Source organism: Jiangella gansuensis DSM 44835, from assembly GCF_000515395.1.
Lineage (GTDB): Bacteria > Actinomycetota > Actinomycetes > Jiangellales > Jiangellaceae > Jiangella > Jiangella gansuensis.
On the sequence record NZ_KI911782.1, the window covers coordinates 3,092,792 to 3,109,585 of the forward strand.

The following is a 16,794-nucleotide window of genomic DNA, read 5'->3' on the forward strand; positions in this document are numbered from 1 at the left end:
GTCCGGCGGCGTCCAGCGGTGGAAGCAACGGTCATGCTGCTGCCGGGTTGGCGAGCAGTTCGGCCAGCGCTTGGGCTGGGGTCTTTAGGTCGAGGGTAGGGCGGGGCCGCTGGTTGAGGGTGGCGGCGATGCGGTCGAGGTCGGCGGCGGTGTGGGTGGACAGGTCGCTGCCCTTGGTGAGCCAGAATCGCAGCAGCCGGTTGGTGTTCTCGTTGCTGCCGCGCTGCCAGGGCGAACGCGGGTCGCAGAAGTAGACCGGCATGTCCAGGTCGAGTTGGATGCGCTGATAGTCGGCCAGCTCGGTGCCGCGGTCCCAGGTCAGGGACCTGCGCAGATGGTCGGGCAACCCGCGCATCTGGTTGATCATCACCGCGGCTACGCTGGCCGCGTCGTGGCGCTGCGGCAGGTGCAGCAGCATGGTGAAGCGGGTGGTCCGCTCGACCAGCGTGCCGACCGCCGACGCGTTGCCGGCGCCCACGATCAGGTCGCCCTCCCAGTGTCCCGGGACGGCCCGGTCGGCGACCTCGGCCGGGCGTTGGCGGATCGTGAACGCCTCCCGGTACGGGCTGCTTTCCCGCTTGCCGGCGGTGCGTGGTCGACGCGCGGCGCGTTGCAGGCTCAGCTGCCGGTGCAGGTCCCGGCGCAGCTGCCCGCGGGTCTGCACATACAACGCCTGGTAGATCGTCTCGTGGCTCACACGAGCCATCCTCGCCCCAGCATCGGCGCCGGGACGCTCGCGCCGCAGGACCGTCGCGATCAGTCCCGGCGACCAGCCATCGTCCATCCACCCCTCGATCGCCCGGCACAACATCGGGTTCTCGACGAGCTTGAACGGTTTCGGCCGGCGGCGACGCTCGTGCGCGGCCCGATGCGCGACCGACGCGTAGTAGGAGCCGTCGCCGCCCCGGTTACGCCGCACCTCACGACAGATCACCGACTTGTCCCGCCCGATCGCCGCGCCGATCTGGGCATACGACAGTCCCTGACGCAGCAGCGCCGCGATCACCGCCCGGTCCTGACTGCTCAACGCCCGACGCTGCCGGGCCAGCGGCCGCTGCTGCCCGCCGGTGACACCGGGAACCGCTGCCGCCCCGCTGCCGGGCAGTCCCCCGCGGCGGCCTGGCTGGATCGATAGGTCCACAAGCCCCGATGCTCGCCACCACAGCACACCAGTCCACGACGACACGCCGACCACCCGCGCCGCCGCCTGCGCCGACAACCCGCCACACAACAGCTCAAAGAACTCCTCACGCACCTCACACGAGAACACCTTCGGCATCGGACAACACCTTCCACCAGGCGTTGCTACGACCGATGGAATCCGCCTCCGATAGATTCCGCGGAAACTCCAAGATCAACGGGGAGGGGGTCAGGGAAGGCCGGGGGTCGGAGGCGAGGGCGAGCCGGGTCAGAGCGTGACCGTGAGGTCGTCGACGGCGGCGGGCGGCATGAGCGGCGCAGTGACGGCGGCGTGCCCGATCGCGACCGCGCCCATCGGCGTCCAGCCGGCCGGGAGACCCAGCGCCGCGGCGGACGGCGCCGGGTCGGGGAGCAGCCACACCGACGCCAGGCCCTCCGCTGCGAGCGCGATCAGCAGATTCTGCACCGTCGCGCCCAGACCCAGCAGCGCGTCGGAACCGTCGAGCAGGCAGGGAACGACGACGTACGGCGCGGAGCGCAGCAGCTCAGAACCGTTCAGCGCCCCCGTCAGCCGGTGCCGCGCCGCGGCCGACTCCAGCAGCGCGAACCGCCACGGCGGGCCGTCAGCCGGCGGCTCAGCGCCGCTCACGGCAGGCTCGGCGTCACTCGCTGCCGGCTGATCCGGCCGCGGTGCCGTCAGCGCCGCCGCGACCGCCTGCCGAACGGCCGCCGGGTCGACCGGTTCGGGCGTGAACTCGGCGACCGTCCGGCGGGCCAGCACGGCCTCCCGCATCGCTTCCGGGGTGCCGAGCCGGAACCGGTCCTCGGCGCTCGGCCGCACCAGGGCGCCGGCGCCGCGATCGTCGTCCGACGGGTCCAGCAGCAGATGGGACAGTCCACGCACCACGGCGACCGGGACCCCGGACAGTTTCGTCCGCACCAGCTCGGACGCCGCGGCCAGCTCGTCGACGACGGCGACCACGGTGACGCCGAGGTCGTTGCCGTAGGAGTCGGTGCTGCCCCGCAGGTCGTCGACGGCGCGGACGCCGGCCGAGCCGACGGCGAAGTCGGTCACCCCGTTGCGCCACACCCGCCCGGCGGTGTCGGTGACGACGACGCCCACCCGCACCCCGAGCCGGTCGCGCAGCCCGTCGCGCAGCCGCCGCGCCGAGGCGTCCGGGTCCACCGGCAGCAGCACCACGCTGCCCGGTGTGACGTTGGACGCGTCGACCCCGGCCGCCGCCATGACGAAACCGTGCCGGGTCTCGGCGATACGGGTGCGCCCGCGCGGCGTGGTCCACTCGGAGACGACGCGGACGGTCTCGTCGTCGATGGCGTCGTCGCGGTCGGTGCCGGCGCGGATGCGCCCCTCCGCCTTGCTGACGATCTTGCTGGTGACGACGACGATGTCGCCGTCGGCGAGCGCCGCGGAGCCGGAGCCCGCCGCCGCGGGGCCGGAGCCCGCCGCCGTCGCCAGTAGTTCGACGAGGTCATCGCCGGGGCGGACCTCGGGGATGCCGGGCAGGCCGAACACCTCGAACCGGTCGCTCACCGGGCCCGGGCCTCCTCGGCCAGGTCGAGCGCCGTACGGGCCATCGCGGCCGCGGCGTCGACGTCGGTCATGAGCAACGGCACCGCGCGGCAGCGCACCCCGACGGACTCGACCGCCGGCACGGCCGCTGCGTCGACCGTGTCGACCAGCCAGCCGTCGAGCAGGTCGGCGAACAGTTCGGCGACGGCGGCCGCCGACGTGGGCACGCCGATGGCCGTCAGGGCGGCGTCGGCCATGCCGCGTACCGGCGCGCCGCCGATGATCGGTGACACCCCGACGACGGGCGCGGCGGCGGCGCGCACGGCGTCGCGCACCCCGGGGACGGCCAGGATCGGGCCGATGCTCACCACCGGGTTGGACGGCGGCAGGACGATGACGTCGGCGGCGGCGATCGCGTCGAGGACGCCCGGCGCCGGTGTGGCCTGCTCGATGCCGACCAGCACGATGCGCCTGGCCGGTACCTCGGCGTGCAGTCGGACCCACCACTCCTGGAAGTGGATGGCCCGCTCGCCGCCGGTGTCTCCGCCGGCCGCCTCCGAACCGGACTCGGCCACGACGACGTGCGTCTCGACCCGGTCGTCGGTCATGGGTAGCAGCTGCACGCCGGGCCGCCACCGGTCGCACAGCGCCTCGGTGACGGCGGACAGCGGATATCCCGCGGCGAGCATCCGGGTTCGGATCAGGTGGGTGGCGAGGTCGCGGTCGCCCAGGGTGAACCACTGCGGCTCGGCGCCGTACGCGGCCAGTTCGGCGGCTACGACGTTGGTGTCGTCACGGCGCCCCCAGCCCTGGGACTCTTCGACGCCGTCGCCCAGCGTGTACATGACGGTGTCGAGGTCGGGACTCACGTGCAGGCCGTGCAGCGTGATGTCGTCGGCGGTGTTCCCGATGACGGTGACTTCGGCGTCGGGGACGGCGCGCAGCAGCCCGCGCAGGAACCGCGAGCCACCGATCCCACCGGCCAGCGCGGTGATCCTCAGCACAGCTCGACCGTACCCGGTGACGCGGTGCCGGACGGCGCGCAGGCCGGACTCCGAGACGGCGCCGGTGGGCCGGCCGGAGCGGCGCATCGGCTGAATGACCGGCTGGCGCGGGGCCCGGACCGGGGCCTATGCTCCCGCGTCGAGCCGGTGCGCACGATGAGCGCCGGACCGCGGCAGCGAGGCCGCGAACCGCGTGCGCGGCAGCGGCCGAGGAAGAACAAACGAAGATCTTTAGCACGGATCCGCTTGACGAGCACGTATTGCATGCATGTAATTTCGTACGTGTCGTTCAGTGGTTTCGCGAATCGACCACCGCGGAGCCGCATCGGGGGCCGGTCGCAAGGCCGGGCGAGGTCGAAGGAGGCGAGCCATGACTGAGTGGGAGGAACTGGACCTGCTCTTTGGCGACGCCGAAGAGTTGAGTTGGCAGGAGCGGGCGCTGTGCGCCCAGACCGATCCGGAGGCGTTCTTCCCGGAGAAAGGTGGGTCCACCCGAGAAGCCAAGCGGGTGTGCCTGGGGTGCGAGGTCCAAGCCGAGTGCTTGGAGTACGCCCTGCTCCACGACGAGCGCTTCGGTATCTGGGGCGGACTGTCCGAACGGGAGCGCCGCAAGCTGAAGAAGCGGGCTGTCTGAGGCCCTGTCCCCGCGGTCACGGGGCCGGTGAACGCTGCCGTTTTCAGCATCTGCGCGTAAGGTTGGCGGTCGGCGCACGAGTCGCTCGGTCGACACCGGCCGACTCGCCCCACCGGACGCGGAGTCCGGAGGCAGAGTCCGTGCGTCACACACAGAATCGCTGGAACGACGACGAGGCATGGCACCGGACCCTGTGACCGCAACCGACAACGGCAGCCCGACGCCCAGTGTCTATTCCGACCCGGGCATCGGAGCCGACGCCGCACTCGACGCCTTCGCCGGTGACGTCGCCGAGCCGCTTCCCGTCGACCCGACGGAGCTGCTCACTCACGACGTCACCGCCGTCCTCGTCGGTCACGACGGCGGCCGTTGGCTGCCCCGCACCCTGGAGTCCCTGGCGGCGCTGCGCCGCATGCCCGAGCGCATCGTCGCCGTCGACACCGGCAGCAAGGACGACACCGAGCAGATCCTCACCACCGCGCTCGGTGCGCCGTCGGTGGTGTCCATGCCGCGGTCGGCGGGGTTCGGCGCGGCCGTGGCGGCCGGGGTGCAGGCCGCCGACGAGATGGTCCGCGCCGGTCACGCCGGAATGCTGCGCCGTGACGAGACCACCAAATGGGTCTGGCTGCTCCACGACGACAGCGCTCCCGCGCCGGATGCGCTGTCCCGGCTGCTCGAGGCCGCCGTGCGCCGGCCCGATGCCGGCATCATCGGGCCGAAGGTCCTCGACTGGCGCGAAGGCCGCCAGCTGCTCGAGATCGGCTTGACCGTCACCGGCGGCGGTCGCCGTCACACCGGCCTGGACAAGCGCGAGTACGACCAGGGCCAGCACGACATCACGCGCAACGTGCTGGCGGTCGGCAGCGCCGGCATGCTGATCCGCCGCGACGTCTGGGACGAGCTCGGCGGGTTCGACCCGAAGCTCACGATCTTCCGCGACGACCTCGATCTCGGCTGGCGGGCCAACGAGGCCGGCCACTCCGTCGTCGTCTGCCCGGAGGCCGTCGTCTACCACGCCGAGGCCGCCGCACACGGCCGGCGCCGCCTGGGCGCCACCCGTGACCGGCCGCACCTGGCCGACCGCCGCAACGCGCTGTACGTGCTGCTGGCCAACACCCCCGCCAGGTCGCTGCTCCTGGTGTTGCTGCGGGTGCTGGTCATGGGGCTGGGCCGGTCGCTGACGTTCCTGGTCGGCAAGCAGCCGGCGCTGGCCGGCGAGGAACTGCTGGCGCTGCTGTCGGTCGTCGGCCGGCCGGACGTGCTGATCCGGGCGCGAGCCCGGCGCAAGCGCACGCGCAAACGCTCGGCGAGCCAGCTGCGCTCGTTGTTCCCACCGCCGGGGCAGCAACTGCGGCACGCGGGCGAGAACGTCCTCAGTGTGCTCACCGGCTCCGGCTCCGGAGCCGGCCACGACGTGTCCGGCGGCCGGCGGGCGGCGAGCTCCGGCGGCGACGACGATGACGAGGCGCCCGCCGGCGACGACACCTTCATCCTGCGCTTCCTGCTGCATCCCGCGGTGCTGCTGGTCACCGCCCTCATCGTCGTGACGCTGGTCACCGCGCGCGGGCTGATCGGCACCGGCCGGCTGTTCGGCGGCGCGCTGCTGCCGGCCCCGGCGGCGGCCGGTGACCTCTGGCAGATCTACACCGAGTCGTGGCACGGCGGCGGCCTGGGCAGTCCGTCCGCGAGTCCGCCATACCTCGCCGTGGTCGCGCTGCTCGGCTCGATCGTCCGCAACGCCTCGGTGGCCGTCGACCTGTTGCTCATCGGGTCCGTCCCGCTGGCCGGGCTCACCATGTACCTCCTGGTCCGCCGGCTGGTCCGAGGCCGCGTGCTGCGGGTCTGGGTGGCCGGAACCTACGCGCTGCTCCCGGCGCTGACCGGCGCCATCGCGGCCGGGCGGCTCGGTACTGCCGTAGCCACCGTGCTGACCCCGCTTCTGGCGTTGGCGGTCATGCGCACGCTCGGCACGCCCGGGCGTTCGGGGCCGGGCCGCGCGGCCTGGAGCGCCGGCCTGCTGCTCGCGGTCATCGCCGCGTTCGTGCCACTGGCCTGGATCATCGCGCTGGTGCTGGCCGGCGTCGGCCTGGCCACGATCTTCCGTGACCGCCGGTCGCTGCTGCGCATGGTCGTGATGCTGGCGGTCACCCCGGTCGTGCTCATCCCCTGGACCGGCAGCGTGCTCACCCGGCCGATGTTGCTGGCGACCGAGGCCGGCGTGCCCGGCCCGGACCTCTCCGACCCGGAGCTCGTCCCCTGGTCGGTGCTGCTGCAGAACCCCGGTGGCCCGGGAAGCGCTCCGATGTGGCTGGGTATCGGCGTCCTGCTGGCCGGTTGGGTGGCGCTGTTCCGGCCGGCCCGGCGCCTGGCCGTCGGCACTGCCTGGGCCGTGGCTGGGGTGGCGCTGGTGTCCGGAATCGTGCTGTCGCGGCTGGCGGTCAGCGGACCGACGCTGGAGACGCCGGTCGCCGGGTGGCCCGGTTATGCGACGGTGCTGGTGGCCGGCGGGCTGCTGGCCGCGGCGGCCATCGGCGGTGAAGGCGCGCGTGAGCGCCTGTCCCGGGCCAGCTTCGGCTGGCGGCAGCCGGTCGCGGTCATCGTCGTCGCCGCAGCGGTGCTGGCCCCGCTGGCCGGCGCCGGCTGGTGGCTGGTCCGCGGCGCCGGCGACCCGCTGGAACGGCGCGAGCCGGCGATCCTGCCCGCGTACGTGTCCGACGAGGCGGCCCGGCCGGAGCGAGTACGCACGCTGGTCCTGAGCCGCGCGGACGACGGGCGCATCACCTACGCGCTGCTGCGCCAGTCCGGGCCCCGGCTCGGTGACGCCGAGACCAGCCCGCCGCCGGAGGAGTACGGGCCGCTCGACGAGGTCGTCGCCGACGTCGTGTCCGGACGCGGCGGCGCCGACGGAGCGGGCCTGGCCGAGTTCGCCGTCCGCTACCTGTACCTGCCGCGCCCGTTCGACCCCGAGCTGGCCGACACCCTCGACACCGTGCCCGGCCTGGTCCGCAGCAGCGCGCCGGAAGGCGCCGCGATGTGGCAGGTCGATCAGCCGGTGGCCAGGGTGTGGATCGCCGAGCCGCTCGCCGAGGGCGAGGTCGCGCCGCAGGCCGACGAGAACGCCGAGATCGTCACCATTCCCAGCGGCGAGGTCGACGCCGCGGGTCCGGTCCCGGAGGGCGCCGAGGGCCGCCTGGTCGTGCTGTCGGAGCTGGCCGACGACGGGTGGGAGGCCACCCTGGACGGCCAGGAGCTGGAGCCCACCACCTACGCCGGCTGGGCGCAGGCCTTCGAACTGGGGGCCGGGGCCGGCGAGCTGACGGTCACCTACGAGGGCAACCGCCGGGCGGTGTGGCTGTGGTTCCAGCTGGGTGCCGTCGTCGTGGCCGTCGTCCTGGCGCTGCCGGGGATGCGCCGCGACCGGGGCGCCGTCGACGACGCCGCCGACATCGACCCGGACGACTCCTCGCCGCGGCTGCCGCTGGCGCCCGTGCCAGCCGAACCGGTCGGCGCCCGGGCGGGACGGCGAGCCGGCTCCCGCACCGAGCCGGCACCCGAGCCCGTCGCGCCCGAGCCGGCGCGCGAACCCGTCGGGCCGTCGTGGCTCGCCGAACCCGCGCCCCTGGGCGAACCCGCCGCCCCGGTGGGCGAGCGCGATCCGCTGCTGGAGCCTGATCCGCTGGCCGACGAGCCCGCCCGGCAGCCTCAGCCGCAGTTGCGCGCCGAGCCGCCGCTGCGGGTGCGGGCCGAACCGGCGGCGGGGGAGCGCGAGCGGCACGCCGTCGGCGAATGGGACCCGTTCGCCCGTGCGGGAGCTGAGCGGGACGCACCGCGAGGGTCCATCAGCGACGCCTACCGCGGCCGCCGGGCGGCGGCTCAGCCGGCCGATGAGGGCGCCGGCACCGAGCCCGCCGAGGGCGGCTACCGAGGGCGCCGCGCGGCCGGCAAACGGACCAGCAGCAAACGGACCGCCAGCAAGCGGGCCGAGACGACCGGCACGCGTGGCCAGACCGCCAAGCAGGCCGACAGCGGCAAGCAGGCCGACAGCAGCAAGCGCACCGCCGGCCGCCGGTCCAAGGGCGGTCGCCGAGGGGACAAGGAATGATCAGCGCACGTTGGGCCGGGCTCGCGGTGGGCGCCGGGGTGGCCGTGGCCATCGGCGGGGCCACCCTCGTCGGGCCGCCGGAATCCGTGGTCACCGACTACCCGGAGGTCAGCGAGCCGGTGGTCCGGTCGTCCCTTGTCTGCCCGTTCGTCGGCGGCGAGGACGAGGGGGCGGCGGAACTCGCCGTGCTGGCGCTGCCCGACGTCGCGGTCCCGGAGACCTCCGGTGACACGCAGCCCCCCATCACGGTCCAGGGCCTGGCATTGCCGCCGGATCCGGAGGCCGAGGAAGAGCCGGCGGCGCCCGCAGAGCCGCTGCTCACCCTGCCCGACCGCGGTGTCCCGTCCATCACGCCGATCGAGACCCCGGCCGGCACCTCGTTCGCCGTGACCGGCCAGGGTGCGCTCGCGCCCGGTCTGGCGGCGGAGCAGTCGCTGGTCATGCAGTCGGTCGACCTCCGGGGCATCAGCACCGCGGCCTGCACGGCACCGCGGCGCGAGCACTGGTTCGTGGGCGCGTCCGGCGAGGTCGGCCGCCGCGGCCGGCTGGTGCTGGCCAACCCGACCGACGTTCCCGCCGTCGTCGACGTCGAGCTCTGGGACGAAGCCGGCCCGATCGACGCGCCCGGCACCCAGGACGTCGGCGTCCCGGCGCGCGGCCAGCGGATCTTCCTGCTCGACGCGCTGGCACCGGGCTCGGTGGCCACCGGTGTGCACGTCGCCACCAGCCAGGGCCGGGTGTCCGCGGCGCTGGAGGTCCGGGAGATGTCCGAGATCACCCCGCAGGGCATGACCTATGTGCCGGCGTCCGTCGCGCCGGGCGACGAGCTGGTGATCCCCGGCGTCCCGGGCCAGGGCGAGCGGTCGCTGCGCATCGTCGCGCCGGGCGACACCGATGCCATCGTGTCCATGCAGTTCCTGGGCCCGGAGGGTGCGTTCAGCCCGGTCGACCAGGACGTGCTCACCGTCACCGCCGGGTCGGTCGCCGACATCCCCATCGATCCCGGCGTCGAACCCGCCGCCATCCGGTTGCGCAGCGACGAGCCGATCACCGCGTCGGTGCGGGTGGTCCAGCCGGCCGAGGACGGCCTGCCCGATCTCGCCTACACCGCGGCGTCCGAGCCCCTGACCGGCCCGAGCCCGGTGCTGCTCAGCCGGGCCGCCGGCGGATTCACCAGCACGCTGTTGCTCACGTCGGCGTCCGACGCGACGTCCCGGGTGACCGTGCGGACGCTGGCCGCCGACGGCTCCGTCGCCACCGAGGAGCCGCTGGAGATCCCGGCCGGCGCGACCATCCCGGTGGAGCTGGCGCCGCAGGGCGACGCCGTCAACGCCACCGCCGTGGTGGTGCCGGAGACGCCGGACACGGTGGTGGCGGCCCGGCAGATCGCCGCGACCGACGACGACGGCGCGCTGCTCGACCTGATGCCGCTGGTGTCGCCGACCATCGAGGTGAACGTGCCGGAGGTCGTGGGCGAGCTGCCGTCGGTGCCCGAACAGTCCGTCACACCTGACTGACGCGTCAATCTCCTCCCGCCGGTCCGTTGATCTTGGAGTAACTGCGGAATCGCTGGGCGAAATGCCCGATTGATTCCGCAGTTACTCCAAGATCAACCGAGGGGAGCGGTTGCGGTCGGCGGGTGGGCCGGCTGCCCTGGCGCTCAAGCCACCGCGAGCCGTTGGCGCTGCCTGTCCATTGCCCGCCGTACGCGAGCGCACAGGCGACTCGGGTGGCGCAGGTCTTCGGCCGTCACGCGGATGACCTCCCAGCCATGGTCGCGCAGCACCTCGTCGCGGGTGATGTCGGCCTGCCATCGCCTGCGATTCGTGCGATGTACGTCGCCCTCGTACTGGATGGAGATCTTGAGGTCGGGGTAGCTCAGGTCCGGCCGACCGATCCAACCACCGTGCTCATCGCACACATCCACATTCGGCGCTGGACACGGTAGTCCGCCGGCGACGAGGGCCAGGCGTAGGCGAGTCTCCTGCGGGGAGTCGACCCGTGCTCGGACCTGCCGCGCCAGTGCCCGAGCCCGTACTATCCCGCGCCGCCGCCGGGTGCGCTCGGTCGTTTCGACGAGTTGTTCAGGGCTCGTAAGTCGCCGACGGGCCATCGCATCGCCGACGACCACGAGCTCGATGTCGTCGAGCGTGAGGGACAGGTCGAGCCAGGTGCGTTCAGGCGTCGTGACCCGCAGTCCGCGCCAGATCCTCGTCTCATCAGGCCCCAGCCCTTCATGGGGTTCGAGTCCTGGCCGGCGGCGGGGCACCGTGCCGGGCGGCACGATGATCTGGAAGTTCCGAGGCCTTGACGCCGGGAGCTCGTACCACCATGCCGCTGTGGCGCCGTAAAGCGCGGCGTCGTCCGGTAGGGCGAGCATCCACGCGCGGGCCTCCTGCTCGCCGTCCAGTGTCAGCGCACGGTCGGCATAGACCCGCCGATGGACGTGCACGTAAGCGATGCGGCGTAGCTGATCCGCGCCGACGCCTGCTGCATGCGCGTCGGTGCGGGTGAACGCATTTCCGCGCAACCCGTCGGCAGCGGGGCAGGGTTGGCGCCCGGGCTTGCGGCGGCGCGGCAGGTGCATCCGTTCACCATTGGGCGACGGCCCGGTGGCCTCAAGGTGGGTTCGCCGGAATGTGGATGACTGCGGGCCTCGGCGAGCCCTGTGGATGGCGCTCTATTCCCTGCACGCTCGTTGATTTTGGAGTAACCGCGGAATTGCTGGGTGAAATGCCCGATTGATTCCGCAGTTGCTCCAAGATCAACGCGGGTAGGGGCTCGAGGAGGGACGGGGGCGGGGCACGAGCAGGGACGGGGGCGGGGCTCGAGGAGGGACCGGGCGGGCCGGGCGTGGTCAGCCGAGGTCGTGGCCGCCGTAGGCGGGATCGATCTCCTCCGGCTCGACACCGAACAGCTCGGCGACCTGCTCGGTGACGACGTCGCCGACCAGGGCGCGCAGCTTGCCCGACTCGGGGGCGCGGGTCTCGATGGGCCGGCGGAACACCACCACCCGGGCCGGTAACGCGCCGCTGCCGGCGAAGGCGCGGGCCAGAGGCACCCAGGTGCGGTCCCAGTCGTCCAGCGACGGGACGTCCTCGACCGCGAACTCCACCTTGGCCAGCTGCTCCTGCCAGCGCTGGTCGAGCCGCTCGACGGCGGCGATGACGAGGTCGTCGAAGCGCTGTGCACGCGACACGGCCAGCGGCGACCCGCTGGGCGCCAGCGGACCGCGCATGCCGCGCCCGTGCCGGTCGCGCCACACTCGGGGGAGGTCGACCCGGGACGGCACGTCCGGGCCTGGCACACGTCGGCTCACCCTCGGCAGACTAGTCCTGTCGGGCGGGTCGTGCCCGGATCTGGCGTGCCGTGCCCGGTGGTGACCGCCTAGACGCTAGCCTTCCCTTGTGAGTCCGATGCGTCGCTGCTCCCGATCAGCATGTCCGCGGACTGCTGTGGCGACGCTGACCTACGTGTACGCCGACTCCACCGCGGTGCTGGGCCCGCTGGCCACCTACGCCGAACCGCACAGCTACGACCTGTGCTCCGAGCACTCCGAACGGCTGGTCGCGCCGCGCGGCTGGGAGGTCATCCGGCTGGCTCCCGACCCCGCCGCCCTGGGGCCGAGCAACGACGACCTGCTCGCGCTCGCCGACGCCGTCCGGGAGGCCGGCCGCCGCCCGGAACCCGCGCCGCCCCCGGCCGTCGGCGAGGGCGGCACCCGCCGGGGCCACCTGCGCGCACTGCCGGACCCCGACGCCTGACGCCGGCCGTCTCACCATGGCCAGCCTCCTCATCGTCGGGCGCGACCAGCGCGTCTCCGTCCCCGTCCGGGCCTGTCTCGGCCGCCGGGGATATGTCACCCAGATCTACACCGACCCCGTGGCCGCGTACGCGCCCATCACCGTCGGGCTGTTCGACGTGGTCCTCGTCGACATCGGCGGACCCGGCGACGATGCGTGGCGTCTGCTGGGCCAGCTGCGCTCGGCCGGGTACTCGGTGCCGGTGATCGCGCTGGCCGGGCCATGGGACCGTACCGGCGAACTGTGCCGGCGGCACGGGGCCGACGACGTGCTGGGCAAGCCGTTGCGGTTCGACCAGCTGCCGGACCGGGTCGTCCAGCGGCTGCGCCGGCCGGCCACGGCGACGGCGGACGTGGCCGGGATCCGGCTCGATGTCAAGGCCCGTCGCGCCTGGGTTGCGGGCCGCCAGGTCCAGCTGACCGACCGGGAGCTCGCTCTACTGCAGACGATGGGGCGCGAACCGGGCCGGGTGTTCGGCCGTGCGCAACTGCTGTCGCAGGTGTGGGACCGGGTGGACGAATCGGCGACCAACCTGGTGGCGGTGTACGTGAACGCGCTGCGCCGCAAGCTCGGCCCCGGCGTGATCGAGACGGTCCGCGGCGCCGGCTACCGGCTCACCGCGCAGGGCTGAGCGTGGTGCGGGCCGGGGACGCTCCGGTCGTGGCCCCGGCCGTGTCCGGCGCGAGGTAGTGTCGGCCCGTGCGCGACCTCGCCCCCGTCCTCAAGGCCTACGACATCCGTGGCCTGGTCCCCGACCAGTTCGACGAGGACACCGCGAGGGCCATCGGCTGGGCGGCCGCCCAGGTACTGGCCGGCGGCTCCGGCTCTCTGGTGGTCGGGTACGACATGCGGCCCACCTCGCCGGGCCTGGCCGCCGCGTTCGCCGACGGCGCCACCGCGGCCGGGGTGGACGTCGTCGACGCCGGCCTCACCAGCACCGATCAGCTCTACTACGCCAGCGGGGCGCTCGACCTCCCGGGCGCGATGTTCACCGCCAGCCACAATCCGGCCGCGTACAACGGCATCAAGCTGTGCCGCGCCGGTGCCGCTCCGGTCGGCCGCGACACCGGGCTGCTGGAGATCAAGGCGCTGATCGACGACGGCGTCCCCCCGGCCCCAGTGGCGGGCCGGGGCGCCGTTGAGCGGCGCGACACCCTCGGCGGCTATGCGGCCTACCTGCACGGCCTGGTCGACCTCAGCGGGAGCCGGCCGCTCACCGTCGTCGTCGACGCCGGCAACGGCATGGCCGGGCACACCGTTCCGGCGGTCCTGGCCGTCGACGGTCTCACGGTCGTGCCGCTCTACTTCGAGCTCGACGGCACCTTCCCCAACCACGAGGCCAACCCGATCGACCCGGCCAACCTGGTCGACCTGCAGGCTGCGGTCCGCGAACGCCGCGCCGACCTCGGGCTGGCCTTCGACGGCGACGCCGACCGCTGCTTCGTCGTCGACGAGCGCGGCGAGCTGGTGTCACCGTCGGCGCTCACGGCGCTGATCGCGGTGCGCGAGCTGTCCCGCGACCCCGGCGCCCCGGTGGTGCACAACCTCATCACCTCGAAGGCGGTGCCTGAGATCATCGCCGAGCACGGCGGGCTCCCGGTGCGCACCCGCGTCGGCCATTCGCTGATCAAACAGACCATGGCCGAGACGGGTGCGGTGTTCGGCGGCGAGCACTCCGGGCACTTCTACTTCCGCGACTTCTGGCGGGCCGACTCCGGCATGCTGGCAGCCCTGCACACGCTGGCCGCGCTGGGCACCGACCCGGCGGGACGGCCGCTCTCACAGCTGCTGGCGCCGTACGAGCGGTACGCCGCCTCCGGCGAGATCAACAGCACCGTTCGCGACGCCGACGCCGCGACGGCCCGGGTCGAGAAGACGTTCGGCACGGCGCCGGACATCACCATCGACCGGCTGGACGGCCTCACCGTCGAGCACACAGGCACGCCGATGTGGTGGTTCAACCTGCGCCCGTCCAACACCGAGCCGCTGCTGCGGCTCAACGTCGAGGGCGCCGACCACGCCGTCATGGAACGGGTGCGCGACGACGTCCTGCGGGTGGTCAGGGAGCCCGGAGAAGGAGACACATGAAACTCGACGCGACACTGCTGCAGATCATCGCCTGCCCCGCGTGTCACAGCCGGCTGGAGCCCGACGACGCCACCTCCGAGCTGGCCTGCACCGGCTGCGCGCTGGCCTACCCGGTGCGCGACGACGTCCCGGTACTGCTGATCGACCAGGCACGCACTCGCTGAGCCGGAGACACACCCTACTGATGAGAGGGAGCCACCACACGTGTTCTTCGACGGATCGCTTGACGACCCCAAGGCGCTGAGTGTCATCGACCCGGTGCTGCGGGCCATCGCCGGCTGGGGTGCGCAGGTGCGGCTGGCGGAGACGGCCGCGGCCGACGTGCTGAGCGGGCTGGACAGCGGCAGGGACCGGCCGCGCGCCGTCGTCGCCGGCGGGCCCGACGGCCGGTTGTTCCGTGCGGTTCTCGAGCCGATCTGCCCGGTCCCGTTCGTGGCGTGGCCGCATCACGGGCTACCTGGCTGGGCCGGCCCGCTCGACCTGGTCATCGTGGTGTGCCCCAACGGTGCGGGCGAGGACGAGATCTCCGCTGTCGCGGAAGCCCGCCGCCGCGGCTGCGCCCTGCTGGTGGCCGCGCCGGAGGGGTCGCCGATGCACCAGGCGGCCGCGAGCCGGGGCACCGTCTTCATCCCGGCCGGGTCGGCCGACGCCACCGCGCTGGCCGTTCCGGTGCTGCACGCGCTGCACACCCTGGGTCTCGGTCCCCAGGTGGAGGCCGAGCCGGTGGCGGCGGCCCTGGACGACGTCGCCGAGCGGTGCGGTCCCGGCACCCCCGCCGACGTCAACCCGGCCAAGGAGCTGGCGCTGGCCTTGGCCGACGACATCCCGGTCGTGTGGGGTGGGTCCGTGCTGGCGGCGCGGGCGGCCCGGCGGGTCGCCGAGGCGCTGCGCTCGGCCAGCGGCCGGCCCGCGGTAGCCGGCGACGCCGACCAATTGGTGCCGCTGCTGGCTGGTGCCCCTGAGCCGGACCTGTTCGCCGACCCGTTCGAGGACGGCCCGGCCACCACCACCCGTCCGGCGCTGGTCATCCTCGACGACGGCGCCGACAACGCGTCCGTCGTCGCCGAGCGGGCCCGCCTCGACGAGGCCGCCGCCAGCGGTTCGGTGCGGGTGCAGGAGGTACGAGCCATCGAAGGCCCCGACATCGGCCGGTTCGCGGCGCTGCTGGCCACCGGCCGGTACGCCGCCGCCTACCTCGCGCTCGGGCTCGGCCGCCCGGCCTGACAGCGGCCTCGCGCCGACGTCACGACCCTGGCGACAACGGGGCGGCTAGGCTTGGCGCTCGTGGCCCTGCTCCTGGACAACCCGGTGCGTTCGTACGCCTGGGGTTCCCCCACCGTCATTCCCGACCTGCTCGGGCGGCAGCCGACCGGGCGGCCCGAGGCCGAGCTGTGGGTCGGTGCTCACGCCGGCTCGCCCTCGACCGTGGTCGGCGACGGGCGCAGCCTGGACCGCTACGTGGCCGACGACCCCACCGCCGCGCTCGGCTCCGCCGTCGTCGAGCGGTTCGGCCCGAAGCTGCCGTTCCTGCTGAAGATCCTCGCCGTCGAGCAGCCGCTGTCGATCCAGGTGCACCCCACCATCGAGCAGGCCGTTGAGGGCTACGCCGCCGAGGACGCCGCCGGCATCGCGCTGGACGACCCACGCCGCTCCTACCGCGACCGCAACCACAAGCCGGAGATGGTCGTCGCCCTCACCGAGTTCGAGGCGCTCCTCGGCTTCGACGACCCGCTCGCCGTGGCCGAGGCGCTGGAGACCTGTGACCACCCCGATCTCGCCGGGGCCGGGGCCGTGCTGCGCACCCCGGGCGGCCTGGAGCAGGTGGTTCGCCGCTGGCTGACGCTCGGCGACGACCAGGCGGCCGAGATCGTCTCCGCGCTCGTCTCAGCAGCATCCGCCCACCGCGACGACCCCCGATTCGGCCTGGTGACACGACTGGCCCAGGCGTACCCGCACGACCGTGGCCTCCTGTTGGCGCTGCTCATGCGGCTGGTGCGGCTGGCGCCCGGTGAGGCGGCCTTCGTCCCGGCCGGGGTGCCGCACGCCTACCTGTCCGGTGTCGCCGTCGAACCGCAGGCCAGCTCCGACAACACGTTGCGTGCCGGCCTGACGCCCAAGCACGTCGACGTCGTCGAGGTGCAGCGCCTGCTGCGCTACGAGCCCGGCGGCGCCGTCATGGTGACGCCGAAGCCGGCCGGTGCCGAGGACGTCTACCCGGTCCCCGGCGTCGACGAACTCCTGCTGTCGCGGGCTGCGTTGACGGCGGGGACGGCGGTGCCGGTGCCGGGGCCGCGCCTGGTGCTCGTGGTAGACGGGAACGCCGTCGTGAGCAGCGGGGACGCCGTCGTGAGCGGCGAGGTGACCCTGCGACGCGGCCAGGCGGCGTTCGTGCCGGCCACCGAGGCCGGTGCGACACTGCACGGCGACGGCGTGGCGTTCACGCTCACCACCGCGCTCGACACGGCACGATAGACCTCCCCGCCTCCGGCAAC

The 16,794-nt window shown here is 73.6% G+C and carries 14 protein-coding genes; 9 read left to right on the forward strand and 5 right to left on the reverse strand.

Features of this window, described 5'->3' with window-relative positions; all coding sequences use genetic code 11:
* Nucleotides 1-31: 31 nt before the first annotated feature.
* From JIAGA_RS0114865 to cofD, 3 genes are all read right to left on the reverse strand, one after another.
* Entirely contained in the window at nucleotides 32-1,279 is a 1,248-nt protein-coding gene (locus JIAGA_RS0114865; protein WP_026876277.1) for an IS30 family transposase, read from the reverse strand.
* Nucleotides 1,280-1,408: 129 nt separating this feature from the next.
* Nucleotides 1,409-2,692 (reverse strand): coenzyme F420-0:L-glutamate ligase, encoded by a 1,284-nt coding sequence (locus JIAGA_RS0114870; protein WP_026876278.1) that lies wholly within the window; start codon nucleotides 2,690-2,692, stop codon nucleotides 1,409-1,411.
* Nucleotides 2,689-3,672 (reverse strand): 2-phospho-L-lactate transferase, encoded by a 984-nt coding sequence (gene cofD, locus JIAGA_RS0114875; RefSeq protein WP_026876279.1) that lies wholly within the window; start codon nucleotides 3,670-3,672, stop codon nucleotides 2,689-2,691. Before cofD ends, JIAGA_RS0114870 begins: the two co-directional genes overlap by 4 nt.
* Before the next feature lie 373 nt (nucleotides 3,673-4,045).
* Here cofD and JIAGA_RS0114880 point away from each other — a divergent pair, with 373 nt between their 5' ends.
* The 3 genes from JIAGA_RS0114880 to JIAGA_RS0114890 all read left to right on the forward strand — a co-directional run bounded on the left by JIAGA_RS0114880 (nucleotide 4,046) and on the right by JIAGA_RS0114890 (nucleotide 9,928).
* A complete protein-coding gene (locus JIAGA_RS0114880) occupies nucleotides 4,046-4,309 on the forward strand; it encodes a WhiB family transcriptional regulator (protein WP_035812562.1) in 264 nt (87 codons plus the stop codon).
* 178 nt (nucleotides 4,310-4,487) lie between these two features.
* On the forward strand, nucleotides 4,488-8,411 hold the full coding sequence (locus tag JIAGA_RS29925; protein ID WP_051426112.1) for a glycosyltransferase: 3,924 nt from the start codon (nucleotides 4,488-4,490) through the stop codon (nucleotides 8,409-8,411).
* Nucleotides 8,408-9,928: a DUF5719 family protein gene (locus JIAGA_RS0114890; protein ID WP_157553185.1), complete on the forward strand. Its 1,521-nt coding sequence runs from the start codon at nucleotides 8,408-8,410 to the stop codon at nucleotides 9,926-9,928. The genes JIAGA_RS29925 and JIAGA_RS0114890 overlap by 4 nt, the downstream gene beginning before the upstream one ends.
* A 143-nt stretch (nucleotides 9,929-10,071) precedes the next feature.
* Here the strand turns inward: JIAGA_RS0114890 and JIAGA_RS29930 are convergent, their stop codons facing one another.
* Nucleotides 10,072-10,998, reverse strand: coding sequence for a type IV toxin-antitoxin system AbiEi family antitoxin (locus JIAGA_RS29930; RefSeq protein WP_157553187.1), 927 nt, complete (start codon nucleotides 10,996-10,998; stop codon nucleotides 10,072-10,074).
* Nucleotides 10,999-11,268: 270 nt separating this feature from the next.
* Complete coding sequence (locus JIAGA_RS0114900) at nucleotides 11,269-11,730, reverse strand: metallopeptidase family protein (RefSeq protein ID WP_245597184.1); 462 nt, start codon at nucleotides 11,728-11,730, stop codon at nucleotides 11,269-11,271.
* 88 nt (nucleotides 11,731-11,818) lie between these two features.
* On the opposite strand from JIAGA_RS0114900, the gene JIAGA_RS0114905 reads away from it, so the two are divergent.
* The 6 genes from JIAGA_RS0114905 to manA all read left to right on the forward strand — a co-directional run bounded on the left by JIAGA_RS0114905 (nucleotide 11,819) and on the right by manA (nucleotide 16,774).
* Complete coding sequence (locus JIAGA_RS0114905) at nucleotides 11,819-12,175, forward strand: DUF3499 family protein (protein ID WP_026876283.1); 357 nt, start codon at nucleotides 11,819-11,821, stop codon at nucleotides 12,173-12,175.
* 16 nt (nucleotides 12,176-12,191) lie between these two features.
* Entirely contained in the window at nucleotides 12,192-12,845 is a 654-nt protein-coding gene (locus JIAGA_RS0114910) for a response regulator transcription factor (RefSeq protein WP_026876284.1), read from the forward strand.
* Nucleotides 12,846-12,913: 68 nt separating this feature from the next.
* Nucleotides 12,914-14,302 carry a phosphomannomutase/phosphoglucomutase gene (locus JIAGA_RS0114915; protein ID WP_026876285.1) on the forward strand — a complete coding sequence of 463 codons (1,389 nt, stop codon included), beginning with the start codon at nucleotides 12,914-12,916 and terminating at the stop codon, nucleotides 14,300-14,302.
* Nucleotides 14,299-14,466: a Trm112 family protein gene (locus tag JIAGA_RS33865; protein WP_084469694.1), complete on the forward strand. Its 168-nt coding sequence runs from the start codon at nucleotides 14,299-14,301 to the stop codon at nucleotides 14,464-14,466. The genes JIAGA_RS0114915 and JIAGA_RS33865 overlap by 4 nt, the downstream gene beginning before the upstream one ends.
* Before the next feature lie 40 nt (nucleotides 14,467-14,506).
* The gene (locus JIAGA_RS0114925; RefSeq protein ID WP_026876286.1) at nucleotides 14,507-15,526 is read left to right on the forward strand and encodes an SIS domain-containing protein; all 1,020 of its coding nucleotides are present in this window, start codon (nucleotides 14,507-14,509) and stop codon (nucleotides 15,524-15,526) included.
* Between the two features lie 60 nt (nucleotides 15,527-15,586).
* The gene (manA, locus tag JIAGA_RS0114930) at nucleotides 15,587-16,774 is read left to right on the forward strand and encodes a mannose-6-phosphate isomerase, class I (protein ID WP_211239670.1); all 1,188 of its coding nucleotides are present in this window, start codon (nucleotides 15,587-15,589) and stop codon (nucleotides 16,772-16,774) included.
* Nucleotides 16,775-16,794 lie beyond the last annotated feature (20 nt).